The 18,831-nt window shown below is 41.8% G+C and carries 21 protein-coding genes; 3 read left to right on the top strand and 18 right to left on the bottom strand.

Annotated features, from left to right (window positions below; all coding sequences use genetic code 11):
• Positions 1 to 278: 278 nt before the first annotated feature.
• Entirely contained in the window at positions 279 to 449 is a 171-nt protein-coding gene (locus KCX82_RS12710; RefSeq protein ID WP_227018857.1) for a YfgJ family double zinc ribbon protein, read from the top strand.
• A 22-nt stretch (positions 450 to 471) separates the two neighbouring features.
• Here the strand turns inward: KCX82_RS12710 and KCX82_RS12705 are convergent, their stop codons facing one another.
• The 9 genes from KCX82_RS12705 to htpG all read right to left on the bottom strand — a co-directional run bounded on the left by KCX82_RS12705 (position 472) and on the right by htpG (position 8,084).
• Positions 472 to 975 carry a superoxide dismutase family protein gene (locus KCX82_RS12705; RefSeq protein ID WP_227018856.1) on the bottom strand — a complete coding sequence of 168 codons (504 nt, stop codon included), beginning with the start codon at positions 973 to 975 and terminating at the stop codon, positions 472 to 474.
• A 98-nt stretch (positions 976 to 1,073) separates the two neighbouring features.
• Positions 1,074 to 2,324 (bottom strand): MFS transporter, encoded by a 1,251-nt coding sequence (locus KCX82_RS12700; protein WP_465250656.1) that lies wholly within the window; start codon positions 2,322 to 2,324, stop codon positions 1,074 to 1,076.
• Positions 2,275 to 2,820 (bottom strand): Chromate resistance protein ChrB, encoded by a 546-nt coding sequence (locus KCX82_RS12695; RefSeq protein WP_227018855.1) that lies wholly within the window; start codon positions 2,818 to 2,820, stop codon positions 2,275 to 2,277. Before KCX82_RS12695 ends, KCX82_RS12700 begins: the two co-directional genes overlap by 50 nt.
• A gap of 176 nt (positions 2,821 to 2,996) precedes the next feature.
• Positions 2,997 to 3,329: a CGGC domain-containing protein gene (locus KCX82_RS12690; protein ID WP_227018854.1), complete on the bottom strand. Its 333-nt coding sequence runs from the start codon at positions 3,327 to 3,329 to the stop codon at positions 2,997 to 2,999.
• 23 nt (positions 3,330 to 3,352) lie between these two features.
• On the bottom strand, positions 3,353 to 3,925 hold the full coding sequence (locus KCX82_RS12685; protein ID WP_227018853.1) for a class I SAM-dependent methyltransferase: 573 nt from the start codon (positions 3,923 to 3,925) through the stop codon (positions 3,353 to 3,355).
• Positions 3,915 to 4,232 (bottom strand): ArsR/SmtB family transcription factor, encoded by a 318-nt coding sequence (locus KCX82_RS12680; protein WP_227018967.1) that lies wholly within the window; start codon positions 4,230 to 4,232, stop codon positions 3,915 to 3,917. The genes KCX82_RS12685 and KCX82_RS12680 overlap by 11 nt, the downstream gene beginning before the upstream one ends.
• Positions 4,233 to 4,487: 255 nt before the next feature.
• Positions 4,488 to 5,069 (bottom strand): hypothetical protein, encoded by a 582-nt coding sequence (locus tag KCX82_RS12675; RefSeq protein ID WP_227018852.1) that lies wholly within the window; start codon positions 5,067 to 5,069, stop codon positions 4,488 to 4,490.
• 27 nt (positions 5,070 to 5,096) lie between these two features.
• Positions 5,097 to 5,993: a metallophosphoesterase gene (locus tag KCX82_RS12670; protein WP_227018851.1), complete on the bottom strand. Its 897-nt coding sequence runs from the start codon at positions 5,991 to 5,993 to the stop codon at positions 5,097 to 5,099.
• A 207-nt stretch (positions 5,994 to 6,200) separates the two neighbouring features.
• Entirely contained in the window at positions 6,201 to 8,084 is a 1,884-nt protein-coding gene (htpG, locus tag KCX82_RS12665) for a molecular chaperone HtpG (protein WP_227018850.1), read from the bottom strand.
• Between the two features lie 274 nt (positions 8,085 to 8,358).
• On the opposite strand from htpG, the gene wrbA reads away from it, so the two are divergent.
• Positions 8,359 to 8,976 (top strand): NAD(P)H:quinone oxidoreductase, encoded by a 618-nt coding sequence (wrbA, locus tag KCX82_RS12660; RefSeq protein WP_227018849.1) that lies wholly within the window; start codon positions 8,359 to 8,361, stop codon positions 8,974 to 8,976.
• Positions 8,977 to 9,203: 227 nt separating this feature from the next.
• The gene (locus tag KCX82_RS12655) at positions 9,204 to 9,827 is read left to right on the top strand and encodes a hypothetical protein (protein ID WP_227018848.1); all 624 of its coding nucleotides are present in this window, start codon (positions 9,204 to 9,206) and stop codon (positions 9,825 to 9,827) included.
• Here the strand turns inward: KCX82_RS12655 and KCX82_RS12650 are convergent.
• From KCX82_RS12650 to KCX82_RS12610, 9 genes are all read right to left on the bottom strand, one after another.
• Positions 9,820 to 10,998, bottom strand: coding sequence for an iron-containing alcohol dehydrogenase (locus KCX82_RS12650; protein WP_227018847.1), 1,179 nt, complete (start codon positions 10,996 to 10,998; stop codon positions 9,820 to 9,822). The two genes, KCX82_RS12655 and KCX82_RS12650, sit on opposite strands and share 8 nt — an antisense overlap.
• On the bottom strand, positions 10,998 to 11,453 hold the full coding sequence (locus tag KCX82_RS12645) for a YdeI/OmpD-associated family protein (protein WP_227018846.1): 456 nt from the start codon (positions 11,451 to 11,453) through the stop codon (positions 10,998 to 11,000). The genes KCX82_RS12650 and KCX82_RS12645 overlap by 1 nt, the downstream gene beginning before the upstream one ends.
• A gap of 23 nt (positions 11,454 to 11,476) precedes the next feature.
• The gene (locus tag KCX82_RS12640) at positions 11,477 to 11,869 is read right to left on the bottom strand and encodes a hypothetical protein (protein WP_227018845.1); all 393 of its coding nucleotides are present in this window, start codon (positions 11,867 to 11,869) and stop codon (positions 11,477 to 11,479) included.
• A gap of 84 nt (positions 11,870 to 11,953) precedes the next feature.
• On the bottom strand, positions 11,954 to 12,517 hold the full coding sequence (locus KCX82_RS12635; protein WP_227018844.1) for a manganese efflux pump MntP: 564 nt from the start codon (positions 12,515 to 12,517) through the stop codon (positions 11,954 to 11,956).
• 212 nt (positions 12,518 to 12,729) lie between these two features.
• Positions 12,730 to 13,620: a 3-hydroxy-5-phosphonooxypentane-2,4-dione thiolase gene (gene lsrF / locus KCX82_RS12630; protein WP_227018843.1), complete on the bottom strand. Its 891-nt coding sequence runs from the start codon at positions 13,618 to 13,620 to the stop codon at positions 12,730 to 12,732.
• Positions 13,621 to 13,720: 100 nt separating this feature from the next.
• A complete protein-coding gene (lsrB, locus tag KCX82_RS12625; protein ID WP_227018842.1) occupies positions 13,721 to 14,797 on the bottom strand; it encodes an autoinducer 2 ABC transporter substrate-binding protein LsrB in 1,077 nt (358 codons plus the stop codon).
• Between the two features lie 80 nt (positions 14,798 to 14,877).
• A complete protein-coding gene (locus KCX82_RS12620; RefSeq protein WP_227018841.1) occupies positions 14,878 to 15,906 on the bottom strand; it encodes an ABC transporter permease in 1,029 nt (342 codons plus the stop codon).
• Positions 15,903 to 16,934: an ABC transporter permease gene (locus KCX82_RS12615; RefSeq protein ID WP_227018840.1), complete on the bottom strand. Its 1,032-nt coding sequence runs from the start codon at positions 16,932 to 16,934 to the stop codon at positions 15,903 to 15,905. The genes KCX82_RS12620 and KCX82_RS12615 overlap by 4 nt, the downstream gene beginning before the upstream one ends.
• A complete protein-coding gene (locus KCX82_RS12610; protein ID WP_227018839.1) occupies positions 16,931 to 18,457 on the bottom strand; it encodes a sugar ABC transporter ATP-binding protein in 1,527 nt (508 codons plus the stop codon). Before KCX82_RS12610 ends, KCX82_RS12615 begins: the two co-directional genes overlap by 4 nt.
• Positions 18,458 to 18,831 lie beyond the last annotated feature (374 nt).

Here is an 18,831-nt window from a genome sequence, read left to right as displayed (position 1 = left end):
CGCTTTCTCTTTCTATTTTTCAGATTCGCTCACGATATCGTATTTCTTTTTTCGTCTTTCATCATATTTTCCGTCTTATCCAGCTTGACCGCCGTGACCTGAACCTCTTCTCTAGTTTTACCCATCATAACGTAAATTCATTCCCAAATGCAGCTGGGATTTTTGTTTGATTGTTATGTTTGTATGGTATAATGAACAAAGCCGTTAAAATCCAGCATTGCTGTATTACTCATTAGACTTTATGGAACAAAATATTGTTCCATAAGAAAGGAGCGGATATGGAAGATTACTATTGCCCAAAATGTTTTGACAAACTGGAGCGTCTTTCGGGCTGCGGTGCGGTAGGATATATGTGCAACACCTGCAAAAGGCTTGTCTCCAGAAAGAATATCCTTTCCTATCAGGAAAGGATGGCGAAGATAAAACAGAAAGAAAATCCCGAAGAATAGATCCAGCTTCGGGATTTTTACTTTAGGGTAATAAGGGACCTACTTGAGCCTCGCAGGGATAGAAGGTTCCGCATGCGATCGGGGCTCCTGAGTCGCCTGTTGGCTGGGTATGATAATCATCCGGCCATTCGTGGATAATCATTGCACGGCCGATGACTTCATCCGGAACGAACCGGTCGGAATATACCACCATAAAAGCATGACCGTTGTAAGCCATAAGTACTGGAAGGTCACCTGCATGGTAGGGATGAGGCTGCTCCGTAGGGCTATAGTGGCCGCCTACATCATGATATCCGGTATACCCTTCCCCCATTACACAAGGCCCATGCTGATGAATATGAAAACCATAAAAACCTGAAAAAGGGATCCCGGCAACATCAGCCACCACTAACGTTCCTTCCAAAAACGGATAAAGAAATACGTTACCCGTCAGATCTGGAAGTTCTGAGCTTCCGGTTATATTTGCACAGGCAGCAGGCTGCTGGGACAGTGTTTCTCCCATTAGTTGCACCGTTTCTTGAATCATGGAAATTTTCCTCCTTTTTGTCAATTTCCCGATGTGCTATAGTTTATGCTTCCGGCGGCAAGAATGATACTTGAAGTCCTTTCAGCAGGCAGGAGGAATCATTTGCCGTTTCTTTTCTTATAGAATCCATACAGCAGGACAGAGGCGGCAAATGACATTGCTGCACCAAAATAAAAGGGAGCGGAATTATTGATATGGTCATATAAAAATCCGGCTATCAGACTGGCAGGCAATAAGGTGAAGCCTAAAATACAATTATAGAGACCCAATCCGGTTCCTCTTTTATTCTCCGGAATCAAGTCGGAAACCAATGCCTTTTGGACGCCGTCGGTAGCGGCACTGTAAAGTCCATAAAATGCAAAGAGAAGGATCACTACGGAAGGGCTGCTTGTTTTGCCAAATCCAAGATAAATTGCTGAATATAGCAGAAATCCGAAAATGATGATCCTTTCCCGTCCGATTTTATCTGAAAGCATGCCTGCCGGAACAGAGCATAAAACAGACACCGAATTGAAAACCAGGTACAGGACAGGGATAAACGTCTCCTCTATTCCGATGTCGCAGGCTTTTACAAGAAGCAATGCATCCGTTGAATTCCCAAGTGTAAACAGAAACACGATTCCGAGAAAGAGATAGTAATCCTTATGAAAATCACTTACCTTGATCCTCTCCAGCTTGTCTTTTTTTTCTTTCTTTGCTTCTTTTACAAATACGATTAGCGTCAATAGGCCCAGCAAACTGGGAATTGCCGCAATGAAAAATACTTTGGAATAAGCTTTCGGAAACAGCATTAAAATACCAAAGGCTGCCAGAGGGCCCAGGATGGCCCCGCTGTTATCCATAGCCTTGTGAAATCCGAAGCTTTTCCCCCTGCCGCCTGTTTCAGCAGAACCTGCAATAAGACTGTCTCTAGGCGCGGTACGAATCCCTTTTCCCACTCTTTCGGTAAACCTTATGAGGAGAACCTGCAATGGAGTTGCGGTGAAAGCAAACAATGGCGACAACAGCGCGGTAAATGCATAACCCAGTATCATAAAGGGTTTATTTTTCCCGATTTTATCGCTCCACCACCCGGATAATGCCTTCAGCAGGGATGCCGAACTTTCAGCTATGCCCTCGATCAGGGAAAGTTCCGTTTTCGAAGCTCCAAGGCTCATTAAAAACAGAGGCATTACGGCATATATCATTTTTGTAGTCGTGTCTGTCAAAAAACTGGTTATACCTATAAAAAAGATATTCTTTTCGATTCCCAGAATTCTGCTACTGTTTTGTTTCCTGTCGAACATATCTTCCTCCGAATCAATTGGATTCTTTGCTGTTGTGCTGGTAAACCAGCGTGCTGTATTCATCAAAAGCCTGTTTGATCTCCAGCAGCTTCTCCTTAGCCGAATCAGACTCCGGGGCACCGAACAAATCCCTTTCAGCAATTTTATCATACCAGGCCAGGAGCTTCGTCAGCTCCTCCTCTTCTTCCTCCAATTCGGCAAAGGTAAACTTTTCAATACTAATTTCCTTTTCCAATTCTTTTAAGTACTTGACACATTCATTGATCAATTCCTGATATTCTTCATCCCGTACCGCATGAAAAAGCGAAATCACCCGATCCTCATGTTTTTTCTCAAAGAAAACACAATCCAATAATAACGCTTCTCCCCGATTATTTTCAATATCCGATGCTATTTTCTCCAGAGAGGAATAGTTCTTTTCATTATAGGCCAATACCCACATGGATTGCTGTACATTAACGGCACCCAGCTTTTTCAAGGCTCTCCAAGCGGCCACCCGATGCCTTGAAGGTTCTGTAGGCAGGTTATAATTCATGGTGATCCATCTTCTTTTTTCCATCTTATTACCTCGTTCATTCTATTTGTAATATCCGTTACATTAATATCATTATAATGTAACGTTCGTTACAATACAAGTATAAAACCAAATAAAAAATGCACCTCCAAATGCGTCTAACATTTGGGGTGCACTTCAGATTGCATGATTTTTTTATACATTATTCATTATGTAAGCGATTAGTGAGTGTAATCGATAATTGTAATGTCTTCTCCCACTTTTCTCTTGATTGCAGCTTTCATCTGTTCAGCATGGGGGCAAGCAAATCCAATTGGCGTACCTTTTGTTATACAGGAAGCTAATACGATTGTGTCTGCTCCTCGTTTTACCATTTCTTCAGCTCTAGTTGCTGCTTTTTTACCCGGACAACCTCCGCAAGTATTAACTCCAACTACTTCAATATCCTCTTCAATACCCTCAAAAGCGAGTTTCTTCGTACTCATTACCTTTAAACATGTAGTTGCAGGGCACATATCCTCTGTCTGTAAACATCTTATTAAACCTGCCTTCATTTTTTCATTACTCCTTTACTTTTTCATTTTTTAAATACCAAACCAAAATGATATGGCGGAAGTTCTAATTGCTGCTCCAATGTAAATCCTGCTTGTAAAGCCCAATGAATAATCATTTCAGGCTTTGGTCTGATTTCTATGGAAGGACCTCTTGGTGTTTCTTCGCTTTTCCAATGTATAACTCCAATTTTGCCTTTATCATTTAAAATTTCATATCCCTTTTTTAGAAGTAATAACGGTTCCTCACAATGTAAAATATTAAACAGGGAAATATAATCTATTTTACCGATATAATCACTTAAAAAATTCATAGTCTCATCGGTCATTATGTCACCATAAATTAATTCCACAAAAGGAACGTTATAATCTTGTATTTTATCTTTACAAGCTTTGATCATGTCATCATCTATATCTATGCCTATTACTTTTCCGCCAACAAGTTCTGCAGCCGGAATTAAGAAAGTACCATATCCGCAGCCAACATCTACCAAAGTATTTATTTTCTCATCAACACCTAGTTTTTCAAGTATCTCAGCCGGTGTAAAAAATGTATCCCACAGGTCTTCCGGTGGCATACCCGATTCTCTATATTTCATTTATTTCCTCCGTAAATTCACTTACCAATCCTATATTTTTTTTCATTTCCTCAATCATCGCTTCTCTCATAATGTTACAAGCTTTAAGGGTTTTAGGATTTGATAAGCTGTAATACATTCTGTTACCTTCACGTCTAACTTTTACGATGCCTTTTTCTCTCATTATCGCCAGATGTTGCGATACATTGGGTAATTTCGCATCCATTGCTGAAGCTAGATCCTCAACGCACATCTCTTTATTGCCTAAAAGAAAAAGAATTTCTATTCTTAGTGCATTACTCATAAATTTACAGAAATCCGCGTGCATCTGATATAGAATTTTTTGATTATTCATATATATACCTTTACTATCTTTTTACTTTACTATTTGCATATATTCGCAATTATTTAAAGGAATTATACTATGAGAAGCTTATTTCGTCAATAAAGAAATTCGCTTAAAGAATGGTCATTTATAATTAAAAAGTTCAAATATAAAAAATATCGTGTCATTTGGCACGATATTTTTTATGAAAACTTGTTGTATTCGTGTAGCTTGCTCCTCTAAACGGAAGCCCTGATTCTAAACATTGATATTTTTCAAATACTTTTTTATTCCTAGGAAAAAAAGTTTAGTCTTTCCTGGCCTTCTAACATTACCTCCAAGAATTTCAGCGACACTGTGCTCTGCTTTTAAGGGGAGAACTTGCAGCAATTTTGCTGCAGATTCAGCCTTTCCAGGAGTAAAAATACTGGCAGGCATCAGAAGCATACGTTCATAAAAAGTAATGCAGCCCTTTTCTTCCAGGGTCTTTATGCAATTTGCCCTGCCGGCTGTATTCAGCCAAATTTGTCCTGCTACGGAAACGGTGATCACCGCCGTAGGGATTTCCTTATTTCCTTTCAAGCCGGAAATCCAGCTGCACATAGTAGACGGGGCATCAAATGCATGAAAGGGACTGATCAAAACTAAAAGTCCTACGGTATGCTCTATTGTGGGTTTTTCCTGATATTCGCAGCTTTGTTGATCTAATGGAAGGATGAAGACTTCATATCCCTTTTGTGAAAAAGAACAGGCAAATGCAGAAGCAACTCTGACCGAGCCTCCGGCTCCTGTGAAATATACGATTTGTATCTTTTCATCAGAGCGTAGAATGGAATCCATTTCGCTCACCAAACCGGTATTTGAAACCTACAACCGATCCGTATATTCCGTCAGTTTGCTGGGGCCGGCAATTACCTCTTTACCGATATACAAAGTCCCGTCCGCCTTCGTTTTAATTCCCCATTTTACCAACAGAATGCTGCCGTTAACAATTTCAATGGCTGTAATAAACTGAGGGTGAACACAACTCCCATCATTAAAGTAAGGCGCATCCTTTTGCCCGGCGAATTTAGGGCGATGATTATGACCTGCTACCATGCCATGCTTTTCTTTGCTTACCCATTCCGAAAGTTTCCTGCTCACCGTTTCTTTCTTTTCCTGGTTTTCCGCAGGACTTGTAGGATTTTGAATTCCAAAGAGCTCCAAGGGTCTCCATAGATATCGGACTAAAAAACGGCTTAGCCTCCACAATTCATTGTTTAGAAAATCTACCTGATGTCCGTGAATTAGCAAAATTTTATTATCCGTGTCCTTATATCTTAGAACCAACCCTTCATGGATCGTAATATTTTCAAACAATGGCTGAAATTCTTTTTCCCGTTTATCAAAATATCGGTATAAATTGGTTTTTACATAATTTACATTTTTCTTAACGATATCATGATTCCCAAAAATAAAATAAAGCCGCTTATCCCGGTAGAATTTCAGGAGGAGCTTGAATACGTCCCTATGGGCATTTATGATATCGTTTATTCTTTTATTTTCCCAGAGTTCATCTCCGTCGCCAAGCTCTATATAGGTGTAATCTTCATTATAATAGTGAGACAATGCACCGTAATAGATATTCTCATTTTTTGAAAAATCGTCTGCACCGCTGCCATCCCCCCGGTGACAGTCGCTCATAAGAACGATTCTGGATGAATCGTCTATAGGGATCTCCAGCGCCGAATCAAAGACATGGGAAAGATGTTTGAATGCTCTCATCTTTTGCTTCACTCCAGTTCGTTTATTTTCATGTCCGCTGTTCCAAGCAGAAACTTGCAACGACAGATATAATTTATAATATTCCTGGAGCAAAGATTATGTTAAACAGCCGTTACGGACAGTGTCACTTGAAAATTCTATCTATACCGAATTTCCTGAAAACCTGCCCGGAACGGCTGCTATAAGTTCTTTTGTATAGGGATTCTATCAGATGATTAAATCACAGATTGCATTGGAAAAGGCAACAGGATCCTCTATAGGAACTCCTTCGATCAGCAGAGCCTGGTTATAGAGCAGTTCAGTGTATTTTCCCGCTTTTTCTTTATCGCTTTCATATGCCTTTTTCAGTGCTTGTAAAACCTGATGGCCTGCGTTGATCTCGAGCACCTTTTCAGCCTTTACTTTTTCGTCATTGGGCATGGCATTCAGAATCTTTTCCATTTCAATGGACAGACCGCCGCTGCTGGCCAGGCAGACAGGATGCGTCTTTAATCTTTGGGACAGTCTTACTTCGCTTACCTTATCCCCAAGGGTTTCCTTCATAAAAGCAAACATATCCTGATAGTCCTCCGCTTCCTTCCGGGCGGCTTCTTTATCCGTTTCGCTCTCTTCAAATCCAAGATCATCGCTGGATACGGACCGGAATTCTTTTCCGTCGAACTCATGCAGCATCCGGATTGCAAATTCATCGATATCATCAGTGAAATAGAGGATTTCGAATCCCTTATCCTTCAGCATCTCTGTCTGAGGAAGCCTCTCGATCCTTTCCACAGAATCCCCGCAGGCATAGTAAATATATTTTTGATCCAGCTTCATACGAGAAACATATTCCGATAGCGTCACCGGTTTATTCTCGGTAGAAGAATAGAACAGAACCAAATCCTGAAGCATTTCCTTATTCGCCCCAAATCTGTCGTAAAGGCCGTATTTCAGCTGAAGGCCAAAATTTTTGAAGAAATCCTCATATTTTTCTCGTTCCGTCTTCTGCATTTCCAGCAGCTCACTTTTGATTTTTTTCTCCAGCCTGGATGCAATGGCTTTCAATTGCCTGTCATGCTGCAGCATTTCCCTGGAAATGTTCAGGGATAAATCCTGCGAATCCACAAGTCCCTTCACAAAGCTGAAATAATCAGGCAAGAGATCCGCACACTTATCCATGATCAATACACCGCTGGAATAGAGCTGCAGGCCCTTTTCATATTCTTTTGTATAGTAATTATAAGGCGCTTTCCCCGGAATATAAAGCAGCGCATTGTAAGTGGATACCCCTTCCACATTGGTGTGAATCACTTTGGCGGGATCGGAAAAGTCATAAAATTTTTCCTGATAGAAGTGATGATATTCCTCTGTGCTAATTTCGTTTTTATTTTTCCGCCAGATGGGAACCATGCTGTTTAAGGTCTGATCTTCTATAACAGTCTCATACTCATCTTCCGTACCTTCTTTCAGCTTTCGCTGCTGGGTATTCATTTTAATCGGATAGCGGATATAATCGGAATACTTCTTAACAAGACCTCTTATTTTATATTCCTGTAAAAATTCATCATAATTTTCATCTTCATGATTCTCTTTTATTTTTAAGATAATCTCGGTTCCATAATTGGGCTTGTCACATTCCGTAAGGGTATATCCATCCGAACCCGTTGATTCCCACATGTAAGCTTGTTCTTCCCCATAGGCCTTACTGATTACGGTAACGTTGCTGCTCACCATAAATGAGGAATAAAAGCCAACCCCGAACTGGCCGATAATATCAATCTCATCCTTGGCTTCCTTTTCCTTCTTAAATGCAAGAGATCCGCTCCTTGCAATGGTTCCCAGGTTGGATTCCAATTCTTCCCTGGTCATGCCGATGCCGTTATCCGAAATGGTTAAGATTCTCTCTTCCGAATTGATATCAAGCCGGATCTCAAAGTCCTCTCTGGAAAGGCCTGTATTATTTTCGGTCAGACTGCGATAATAAAGCTTGTCTATAGCATCACTTGCATTGGAGATCAACTCTCTTAAAAAAATCTCCTTATGGGTGTAAATAGAGTGAATCATCAGATCCAGCAACCTCTTTGACTCTGCTTTAAATTGCTTTTTTGCCATGTTATCTCCCTCCCTTGAAATTTTCTGCTGTATACGAATCAAAATCTAGGCATTAGCACTCATCTGACAAGAGTGCTAACACCTCTACTATAAATCAAACCCAACTTGAAAGCAAGAGGGTTTTTACGTTTTCCTCACAAAATAACGGAACTATTTGATTAATAGATGTGCAAAAGGGTAATTAATTAGTACAAAAGGGTTGTTATTTGTTACGTAATCGTGATCAGTTGAGCAAGATAGGATAAGATAATAGAAGGTGAAAGGAGATCAATTTATGAAAGCTGTAAAACTAGCTGTTATTTATTACAGTATGACCGGGATCAACCATCAGTTAGCAGAATGGGCGGCTAATGCCGGAAAATCCGTCGGAGCAGAAGTAAGACTTCTAAAGGTTAAGGAACTGGCACCGGAATCTGTAATCGAAAAAAATCCGGCTTGGAAAGCAAATACAGAGTCCACCAAAGACGTTCAGGAGGCCGGATCTGAAGATCTCGAATGGGCTGATGCCATCATTTTCAGCGTGCCGACACGTTTTGGAAATGTTGCTTCACAAATGAAACAATTTATTGATTTGCAAGGAGGTTTATGGGCCAAAGGAAAATTGATGAACAAAGTGGTAAGTGCCATGTCCTCAGCCCAAAATCCACATGGAGGACAGGAGGCAACCATTCACTCTCTCTACACTTCCATGATGCATTGGGGTGCCATTATTGTACCCCCCGGTTATACAGATGCATCTATATTCAAGGGTGGCGGCAATCCATACGGGACATCCGTTACGCAGGGCCAAGACGGAAGAATGGTGGAGGATGTGAAGGAGGCAGTACATCACCAGGCAAAGAGAACGGTACAAGTTGCCCAGTGGATCATAAACGGGCAGAATCCGGAATAACTCTCTCAAACCCTGCTTATAAAACCCTATAGGTTTCATGCTTTACTGTCAGAAAAGGTCTTATCCTTTCCTGACAGTTTTATATTATTCTGTCATTTCCACTTTTTTATTTTTTCATGCTGCTGTTTCTCCGGGGTCCCGGTTGACAAGTGCAAACTTGATACATATACTACATGGAGAAGATTTTTATTGTTTATTTGCAGTTATAGATGTAAGGTGATAGAATCATGAAAATTAGCTTATCTAATATAGATATCTTTAAAGTTTTGGATGAAAACAACGAGAACGCCTACTATGGATGCAATCAGGAATGGTACACCTCTGAATGGCAGCGCCGTTCCGGCTGCGGGCCATCCGTAGCCTGCAATATAATCACTTACTTGCATTCCGAAAAACCGGATCTTGTCCATGATATCAGTTCTAAATCAAAATGTCTGTCCTTCATGGAAGAAATTTGGGAGTATGTAACGCCCACAGAAATGGGAATTCCTACCACAAAGCTATTTTACGATCGGGTTTTGGCATATGCTGAAGCGAAAGAATTCCCCATAGGCTACGAGTTTTGTGATATCCCTGAAGAAAAAACATTGCGCCCGCCCCTTCAAGAGATGATTGATTTTATTGAAAAAGCTCTGATAAAAAATATCCCGGTGGCTTTTCTGAATCTTTGCAATGGATGTGAAGAAAATTTAGATCGCTGGCACTGGGTTACCGTCATTTCCATAGATTCAACCGGAGATGAAAAGAATGCGGTGATTGAGATTTTAGATGAAGGGAAAATCAAAAAAATAGACCTTGCATTGTGGTATCACACCACAACACAAGGCGGGGGCTTTGTCTGTTTTATTTAGCCATCTTATAGATTTGAAGAACGTCCTGCCAATAAAGCTTTTTTAAGCCGCCAATGGGTCGTTCGGGACCTCTGTCAAACCAGGTGGCCTTTTTTGCCATTCGCTCATAATCTTTTTCCTCAATTCCAAGTTCTGTCAGCGTAACAGGAAGACCCAGGTCAGCAAAAAATTGTTCCAATCTTCTGATGCCTTCCAGTACAGCTGCATCCGGATCTCTGAAAGAGGCTTCCACGCCCATCACATTTACGGCAAACTGCAGAAACATGCCTATGTTTTCCTGATACACAGATCTCATCCAGGAGGGTGTTACTGCCGCTAATCCTGCTCCGTGAGCGACATCATAAATAGCACTGAGCTCATGTTCCATTTTGTGGCAAGCCCAATCCTGCATTCTCCCCAGACCCAGAAGTCCATTATGGGCAATGGATCCTGCAAAGGACACTTCCGCCCAGGCGTCATAATTCTGCATATCATCTTTCAGAATCAGGGCATTTTTCATAATCGCTTTGAGAGTGCTTTCACAGAGCCCGTCCGTTACATCGGTATGAAGAGTATTGGTAAAATAGCGTTCCATGATATGGCTCATCATATCACAGGCACCATTAGCCATCTGGTGTTTCGGCAAGGTAAAGAACAGTTCCGGATTCATAACGCTGAACAACGGCCTGATTTTATCGCTTCCATATCCCAGCTTCAGCTGAGCCTCTTCATTGGTAATTACCGAACTGTCACTGGACTCACTTCCGGTGGCCGGCAAAGTCAGGATGGTGGCTACATCAAGAACTTTATCGGCTTCTTTCCGGGTCAGATAATAATCCCATACATCTCCGTCATAAGGAACTCCCAGCGCAATAGCCTTTGAGGAGTCCAACACACTGCCGCCGCCCACTGCGAGAATAAATTCAATCCCGTTTTCCCTGCATAGCCGAATTCCTTCATAGACAAGGGAAAGCCTTGGATTCGGCTGAACGCCTGGCAGCTCAACAAACTCTATATTTTCACGATTCAGAGAATCGACCACTTCCTGATAGAGTCCGCTTTTTTTAATACTCTGACCTCCATAGTGAAAAAGCACTTTGTTCGCATAGGGCTTTATGAATGCACCAATTTCCTTCTGCTTGTCCTTCCCAAAAATAATCCGTGTTCTGTTCTGATAATCAAAATTCAGCATTATCTTACCTCTCTTTCTGATAGCATACTGATGGCTTTTTCAATCCTTGACAATCTTGTTTCAACTTTTTTTGCTGAAGTAATCCAATCTGTATATTTTCTTTGATTGGAAAAAGATAGTGTAGTCCAAAATTCAAAGGCTCCTGAGTTTTTCAGAAGTTCTGAGCGGAAATCCTCAGGCAGATCGGCCTTTCTTTCCGATTCATCCTTTTCTATGGTAACAAAAACTTCATTTCCAAAGGTTTTGTTGATTTCTTTTCTGATCTGTTGTGTCATTCCAATCAGAAAGCAGCCTCCCATTGACACGATTGAGCCTTGATATTCATAGCCGTCAAAGGTTGCAATCACTTTTACTCTTTTTGCACCAAATACAGCCGGGACATCAAAAGGAATTTCAACATAGGCGCCATTGATTCCTTCATGCTGTTTTATGACCGCTGTAAATTCTTGTTTCATCGATTTTATTTTCCCTTCCGATATTATAAAAGGAATGATATCCCTATCACAATCAAAATGATACCCAGTAAAACGAAGGTAATTACAGAACCTGTCAGCAGCAGTTTTACAATAACTCTGGAGTTCTTGCACTTTTCTGCTCTCCTTGCATGACTACTGCCGCTTTTTTTCTTATTTTTACTTCCATTCTTTTTATTTTCTCTGATACTGATCACTTTTGGATTCAAATGAACCAGTTCTTTTCTTAAAAAAATGATCTGAAAAAATACAGCCAAAAGCATGGTAACTTCCAAAATCACTTCATTCCCGACATTGATTTTATAATAGGGAACCGGAAATACTTCAAGCAGAAACAACCAGGGAGCCAGTACTATTATAAAACAAAAAAAATAGAGCAGCATCTTTTTTTCGACCATTTTTTTACCTCTTTGATTATCTGTTTTCCCGTGTGATTTATATATTATAAATCTGCATTCTTAGTATGTTCTGCTTTTAAGATTCTAAAAGCGAATTACGCCAAGATGTTCAAAAAGTATTTTAATTCCCATGATGATCAGAATGATGCCTCCAGCCAGTTCTGCATTTGATTTCAAACGGTAACCAAAGATATTCCCTATTTTAACACCAATAAAAGAGAAAATAAAGGTTGTGATACCGATAATGGTAATGCCTTCTGCAATATGAACCTGCAAAAAAGCAAAGGTTACACCAATGGCCAGCGCATCCATGCTGGTTGCCAGTGATAGAATGGTCATGTCCTTTACATTCAGTGATTCATCTGTTTTTGGATGAACATTATCGGATTCTCGTACCATATTCATTCCGATGACAGATAACAGGATGAAAGCAATCCAATGATCAATGGAGGTCAGGGAATCTTTAAACTGCGTACCCAGGAGATACCCCAACAGCGGCATAAAGGCCTGGAATCCTCCGAAATAGCAGCCTGTGATGACTGCGTAACGATATTTCATATGCTTTAAGGACAGACCTTTGCTGACGGCTACTGCAAAAGCGTCCATGGAAAGCCCAAGTGCTATCACGATTAATTCTAATTTCCCCATGCCAGAATCTCCCCAGTACGAAAATAGGTATACACCTATATAACCTATGTACCTTGTATCCTGTTTATTAAACATATTTTATCAAATAGGTTTTATCTAATAAGCTGCAATCATTCCTGACAGAAAAAAAGAAACGGCCGAGCCATAGATAAAGTATTTATCCATTTTTCGACCATTCCTTTTCTTCGTCAGCCGAGCCTCTTCCATTTCACTTATTTATTCGGCTGATTTTTTTCAGTTACATAAATTTCATAAGCTTCATCAACAGTTGCCTGATTATGTACAATAGCGCCTATCGCTTTTGCCATACCCACAGGCGAATCGCTTTGGAAGATGTTCCTTCCCATATCGAGCCCTCTGGCTCCGCCCTGCATGCTGAGATAGGCCATGGTCAACGCTTCCTTTTCAGCAACTTTTTTACCTCCTGCCACAACGATAGGAACCGGACAGGCTGCCGTTATCTCTTCAAAATCGTCACAGTAGTAAGTCTTTATAATCTGAGCACCAAATTCCGCAAGCATGCGGGTTGCCAGTTTAAAGAAACCTGGTGTGCGTTCCATATTCTTTCCTACCGCCACAACCCCCAGCGTAGGTATCCCATACCGATTTCCGGCATCGATGGTCTTGCAGAGATTATCTATACTGGATTTTTCGCCTGGTGCTCCAATGAAGGTTTGAATGGCCATGCAGGAAGCATTCATCCTGATAGCATCTTCAATATTCACCGCGATTACTTCATGGGACAAATCTTCATCCATCATGGAGGAACCGGCACTGCAGCGAAGGGCGATTCCCTTGTTAAACTCCGGTGGGATGCAGGTTCTTAATGCACCTCTGGTTGCCATAAGCACATCCACGTAAGGAATCAGCGGTGGCATCGCAATATCCAGCCGCTCAAGTCCGGCTGTGGAGCCCATAAAATAACCGTGGTCAAAAGCCAGCATTACCGTATTTCCGCTGACAGGGCTGAAAATTTTCGCCAAACGAGTCTTCATCCCCCAATCAACGTCTTCCATACCCTTTACATAAAATCCGCCTTTTCTTGCAAAATCAACATCTGTCTGATAATTCTTTGCAATTTTATTTCCGTCTTTATCCGCCATAAATAACCTCCTTCTTTCATCAATTAGCAGGATAGCTGTGGGATTAAGACCACAGCTATACCCGTTATATTTTTATTAGATATTGAACCAGATAAATAGTTTAGAAATTATAGTCATCTATATTGTCTTTGGTAAAGATTGTTCTTTCCGGCAGCAATACGACTCCGGAGTCATCTGCCGTATAGGCTTTTGGATCCAGCACGGTATTGGGCAGCACTTCAACTTCACCAATGGTGGGGATATCTATTGTATCTCCAACTTTGAATTCATTACCTGCAGCGAGCCAGTAGGCAAGATAAGCGCCCATCGCTCCCTGAACCTTGCAATCCCAAAGTCCGAATACAGGAACCGTACCATTTTTGCAGAAATCTCTCATGCCGTTTGGTGTGCAGAAACCAGTGATAATCACATCTTTACCGGATAATCCAAGGTTCTCGGCGGCCTGAGCCTGGCCCGGAAGAGCGGTTGAATCATTACAGATGATGGCATCGATATCCGGATAGGTTTTCAGGATGGATTCTCCCACGGAAACTGCCTTTTCTGCATCCTGACCGCTGTAATAATTATCAGGAGCTACATTTACCCAGCCCGGATAGGTTTCTTTTATGTACTTCTCACCGGCTACCTGCCAGGAATTCTGATCCGTAACAGTGGCAGAGGAATAGTGCCAGCAATATTTCGCACTTTGTTTTTGTTCATCGGTCATCTGCATGGCGGCCATCTCTACCAGCATCTCACCCAGCTGCTCCGGAGTGCCTTGAGCTACATGAAGGGAACGCATATCGTTCTGCACGTCGGAATCCCAACATACAATTTTCAGTCCGGCTTCCTTGGCAGCCTTTAATGCATTGTTGAGTCCATCCGGTGTTACGGATGAAATAGCGAGGGCACTGAATCCCTGCTGTACTGCGGAGTTGATTACCTGAACCTGGTTTGCAACGGAAGCTTCCGGATTTCCTGTGTAAGCACACTCAAAGCCTACTTCTTCCGCTATGTCCTGAGCCCCAAGATTCGCTGATTCAAAGAATGAGTTTCCGGTCAATTTAGGGATGAAAGCTACAGAAATATCTGATGGTTCTGCAGTGCCTTCATCTGATACTTCATCGGTGCCGCCACCGCATCCGAACATGGAAAATACCATGGACAGGGTAAGAAGTATAACTAAAAATTTACGCATTAAAATCTCTCCTTTCAGTTCTTTCTCCTCAATTATTTTTATTAAATATTATCTGGCCGATAATTTTAATAACAAGGGTATTAAGTTTCCGTTTGGCAGCTTTTTTCTTTTTTACTGCTGTATTGAATCCTGTGCATATAAACGCCGGCTCCTCTGGCTGCCACTGCAACAATCAGCAGCAAGCCTACCGGTATATCAAGATACTGGGTACTCATCCCTGACATTTGAAGTCCAAACCGCAATAATCCGATGACGATGGCTGCAAGTGCGGTTCCTGCGATGCTTCCCTTTCCGCCTGTAATGGCGGTACCTCCTAATACAACGGCCGTGACGATTGGCATGGTAAGTCCGCTTCCCAGGTCTGCCCTGCAGGAGCCTAAATAACTGGTAAGAACCACTCCCGCTACAGAAGCGGCTAATCCGGAAAAAATGTAAGTAAACATGGCTACTAATTTATAATTAATTCCGGAAAACCCGGCTGCATTCGGATTCACTCCCACCAGGAAAACGTATCTTCCGAAACGTGATTTATGAAGTAAAATATAAGCAATAACAGTAAGTATTATAAAAATGACAAATGGATTTGGTACGATACCGAAAACCTTGCCTCCGGCAATCCTTATAAACGCTTCGGGAAAACCGCTGATACCTTCATAAGCACTGGATACGGAAAGAGTGGATAGCACTACTGCCAATCCGGAGTATAAGAACAAGCCTCCCAAGGTGACGACCATGGCCTGCACGCCCACATAGGAAACCAGAAAGCCGTTCAGCGCTCCGCAAAGAATACCGGTAACCAGGCATAATCCCATAGCAGCCCATATATTCAGGCCAGCGTCCTGCCAGAGCAGGCCCAGCACCATAGAGGTAAGACCTACAATGGCACCGCCCGAAATATCGATTCCTCCGGTTATCATGACGATGGTGGCAAACAAGGCGATAATGCAAATGCTGATATAATCATTGATACTGCCAAGCAATACCGGAACTTTCAGAAAGCGGGGATTGATGGATCCAAAGATGATGATTTCCAATACGAGTATCAGGATCAACGCCGCTTCCCATCTAAGGATTCCTTTTTTCCAGTCCAGGCTTTTTAAAGTACTCATCCTGCAAGAACCTCCTTCTCCTCAAAATGACTCTGCGCTTTCAAATCTCTTGCGGCCAGCCGTTCTTTCCGGGCTTTTTCTTTCAGATGTGTCTGGATCAATGCGTCTGCAACGACTATAATGATCAGCAGGATACCTGTAATGGTATCATCCCAGTTGGATGAAAATTGCAGAAAGACCAGGATTCTGCTGATAGAGGACATGATGACCGCTCCAAACATAGCACCGATAACAGAACCCACTCCTCCGGTAAGGCTAACGCCTCCAAGGACACAAGCCGCAATTGCTTTCATCTCATATCCATTGCCTGCAGTAGGCGTTACAAATCCTACTTTGCTGGCGAATACCACACCGGCTATGGCAGCAAAGACTCCGGAAAGCACGAATGCTGTGATCCTGACCCGGTCCACCGGTATTCCGATCAACGTAGCCCCGCCGATATTGTCCCCGATGGCAGCGAAATATTTTCCTTTCCTTGCTCTATGAAGATAAAGATAAGTTCCGACTACGATAAGTACGGTACCCAGCAGGAATAAATTTACGAAACCGAATAATGAGATTTGGCCATAACTTTTAAATACAGCCGGCAGATTTTCTACCCATTTCCCCTGCGTATATACATAGATGGAACCCCTAACGACTCCATTGATTCCCAATGTCATAATAATTGCCGGTATCCGAAGCTTCGTCACTCCCAATCCATTGATCAACCCGATGACAGCCCCGATTGCTACGGCAGATACCACTGCTGTCATCAGAGAACTGCCGTCTCGTATCAAGGTTGCACAGACCGCAGCGGTAAAACCCATGGTTGCTCCTACAGAAACATCGATGTCACCGGTTGTAATGACAAAGGATACACCGATGGCCAATAATATGTAAATAACACTGCCATTAAAACAAAGCAATAAATTATCTCCGGCCAGGAAGCTGGGATTGATCAGTCCGGTGATCAGAAACAGCAGCAGCATGAAAGCTACGGTAAACAGCTCACGGGTTTTGGCCATTTTTTCTGCAATTATTTTCATGCGGTCTCCTCCTTTTGATATACACCGAAGGATGCGGACATAAGATTGTCAACGGTAATCTCGTTTTCTTCAAAAGTATGATTGATTCTGCCCTGGTACATGGCTGCCACACGATCAGACAGCTCTATAACTTCTTCGATATCGGAAGAGATAAGCAGTACGGCCACTCCCTGCTGCTTCAGTTCGTGGATGATTCGATAGACATCTCCTCTGGCTCCGGCGTCGATTCCTCTGGTAGGTTCATCCAGAATAACAACTTTCGGATTTGTGGCCAGGGCTTTTGCCAACACCACTTTCTGCTGGTTTCCGCCGGATAAAGATCCGGTAATTTGGTCCCTTCCCGTCACTTTGATTCTAAAGTCTTTGATATACCGGTCCGTAAGCTCACGAGATTTCTTTCTATCTATAAAATACTTGTTTAAATGTCCTAGGACTCCCGAAGTTACGTTTTCCTCCACATCCCTCATCGAATAGATTCCGTTGAGATGCCGGTCCTCGGGGACGTAAATAAGTCCTTTCTCTATAATCTGTTTGGATTTTCTTCCTGTGATCTCTTCCCCGTCTAAAATCACGGCACCCTGTTTCACCAGATCCTTTCCGAAAATGGTAACCGCCAGCTCCGTACGTCCGGCACCTACAACTCCGGCCAATCCCAGAATCTCCCCGGGATAAACCTCCAGATTGACATTGGAAAATCCATATCCGCCGAAATCCTTAATTTCCAGCATTGGTTTTTTTGATTTTCTCTTTTTGTCAGATACCGCTTCTTCTTTTCGAATAGCTGCTCGTTCGTAATTTGTCGGCAGCAAACCTTGTATCAGCATTTCCTGATTGAATTGGCCCACGGAACCCTCCATGGTAATCTGTCCGTCACGCAATACAACGACTCTGGTGGCGATGTCGAAAACTTCCGTAAGCCGATGGGTAATATAAAAGATACTGATACCGTTGCTATGTAAATCCGTTATGATTCTAAAGAGTGATTCTATTTCATGAAAAGTCAGTGCTGATGTGGGCTCATCCAAAATCAATATTTTAGAGTTTCGAAGCAGCCCTCTCAAAATTTCCACAAGCTGCTGCTCAGCAATGGACAAGCTTTCAGCCTTTCGATCAAGTTTCAGATCCCATCCAAGATTTTCAATTAAAGCTTCCAAACGCAATCGCAGTTCTGCCCTTTTTTCCTGAAATCCAAGAACAATATTTTCTTCTACCGTCATATTCGGGAATAACATCGGTTCCTGAGGTACAAGATAAATACCGTTAGACAATGCGGCAGAAGGAGAACAAAGATTCACTTTTTTACCTGAAATATGGATTTCTCCTCCATCCGGCTGATAAATGCCCATCAATATTTTCATTAAGGTACTTTTCCCCGCTCCATTACCTCCAATCAATGCTACGACTTCACCTTGGTATACATCCAGATTTATTTTGCGAAGTACGACGTTGGTAGCAAATGACTTGCTGATGCCATTTATGCTGATAGCGGGAGTTTGCGTTCTGTCATCATTGCTTAATCCCATAACTGAATCCTCCATAACAAGTCGAAATACTCGATTTAAAAATCAAACATTAGTTTTTGTATGAATATTTTGTTTCAACCTACTTGAATCATAATGCTTTTTTATAGTAATGTCAATATGGCTTCCCAGAAAAAATAATTTTGCATTATTATTCTGGCGCGACTCCTCATTTTTCTGTAATTTTCGATATTTTTATAACATTTTACAGTAACTATTGCTGTTTATTTATTAATTACTCGCTTTATTATTCCTTACATTAATTTCAAACAAAGAGGTTGACACTGTTTTCTTTAAGTTTTATAATTGAGTTAAATTTAAACTTTTGATTTTAATCGAAACATTTGTAACGAATCCACTTTTCATTATTTAATGAG

The sequence above is a fragment of the Sinanaerobacter chloroacetimidivorans genome, from assembly GCF_018128545.1.
Taxonomy (GTDB): domain Bacteria; phylum Bacillota; class Clostridia; order Peptostreptococcales; family Anaerovoracaceae; genus Sinanaerobacter; species Sinanaerobacter chloroacetimidivorans.
Note: the sequence above shows the minus strand (reverse complement) of the source record. Positions and strands in the feature narration are given on the sequence as shown.

Bases quoted from the DNA above. Each gene is read 5' to 3' on its own strand.
- KCX82_RS12710 (WP_227018857.1), top strand. From the start codon at position 279: ATGGAAGATTACTATTGCCCAAAATGTTTTGACAAACTGGAGCGTCTT.
- KCX82_RS12705 (WP_227018856.1), bottom strand. From the start codon at position 975: ATGATTCAAGAAACGGTGCAACTAATGGGAGAAACACTGTCCCAGCAG.
- KCX82_RS12700 (WP_465250656.1), bottom strand. From the start codon at position 2,324: ATGAATACAGCACGCTGGTTTACCAGCACAACAGCAAAGAATCCAATT.
- KCX82_RS12695 (WP_227018855.1), bottom strand. From the start codon at position 2,820: ATGGAAAAAAGAAGATGGATCACCATGAATTATAACCTGCCTACAGAA.
- KCX82_RS12690 (WP_227018854.1), bottom strand. From the start codon at position 3,329: ATGAAGGCAGGTTTAATAAGATGTTTACAGACAGAGGATATGTGCCCT.
- KCX82_RS12685 (WP_227018853.1), bottom strand. From the start codon at position 3,925: ATGAAATATAGAGAATCGGGTATGCCACCGGAAGACCTGTGGGATACA.
- KCX82_RS12680 (WP_227018967.1), bottom strand. From the start codon at position 4,232: ATGCACGCGGATTTCTGTAAATTTATGAGTAATGCACTAAGAATAGAA.
- KCX82_RS12675 (WP_227018852.1), bottom strand. From the start codon at position 5,069: ATGGATTCCATTCTACGCTCTGATGAAAAGATACAAATCGTATATTTC.
- KCX82_RS12670 (WP_227018851.1), bottom strand. From the start codon at position 5,993: ATGAGAGCATTCAAACATCTTTCCCATGTCTTTGATTCGGCGCTGGAG.
- htpG (WP_227018850.1), bottom strand. From the start codon at position 8,084: ATGGCAAAAAAGCAATTTAAAGCAGAGTCAAAGAGGTTGCTGGATCTG.
- wrbA (WP_227018849.1), top strand. From the start codon at position 8,359: ATGAAAGCTGTAAAACTAGCTGTTATTTATTACAGTATGACCGGGATC.
- KCX82_RS12655 (WP_227018848.1), top strand. From the start codon at position 9,204: ATGAAAATTAGCTTATCTAATATAGATATCTTTAAAGTTTTGGATGAA.
- KCX82_RS12650 (WP_227018847.1), bottom strand. From the start codon at position 10,998: ATGCTGAATTTTGATTATCAGAACAGAACACGGATTATTTTTGGGAAG.
- KCX82_RS12645 (WP_227018846.1), bottom strand. From the start codon at position 11,453: ATGAAACAAGAATTTACAGCGGTCATAAAACAGCATGAAGGAATCAAT.
- KCX82_RS12640 (WP_227018845.1), bottom strand. From the start codon at position 11,869: ATGGTCGAAAAAAAGATGCTGCTCTATTTTTTTTGTTTTATAATAGTA.
- KCX82_RS12635 (WP_227018844.1), bottom strand. From the start codon at position 12,517: ATGGGGAAATTAGAATTAATCGTGATAGCACTTGGGCTTTCCATGGAC.
- lsrF (WP_227018843.1), bottom strand. From the start codon at position 13,620: ATGGCGGATAAAGACGGAAATAAAATTGCAAAGAATTATCAGACAGAT.
- lsrB (WP_227018842.1), bottom strand. From the start codon at position 14,797: ATGCGTAAATTTTTAGTTATACTTCTTACCCTGTCCATGGTATTTTCC.
- KCX82_RS12620 (WP_227018841.1), bottom strand. From the start codon at position 15,906: ATGAGTACTTTAAAAAGCCTGGACTGGAAAAAAGGAATCCTTAGATGG.
- KCX82_RS12615 (WP_227018840.1), bottom strand. From the start codon at position 16,934: ATGAAAATAATTGCAGAAAAAATGGCCAAAACCCGTGAGCTGTTTACC.
- KCX82_RS12610 (WP_227018839.1), bottom strand. From the start codon at position 18,457: ATGGGATTAAGCAATGATGACAGAACGCAAACTCCCGCTATCAGCATA.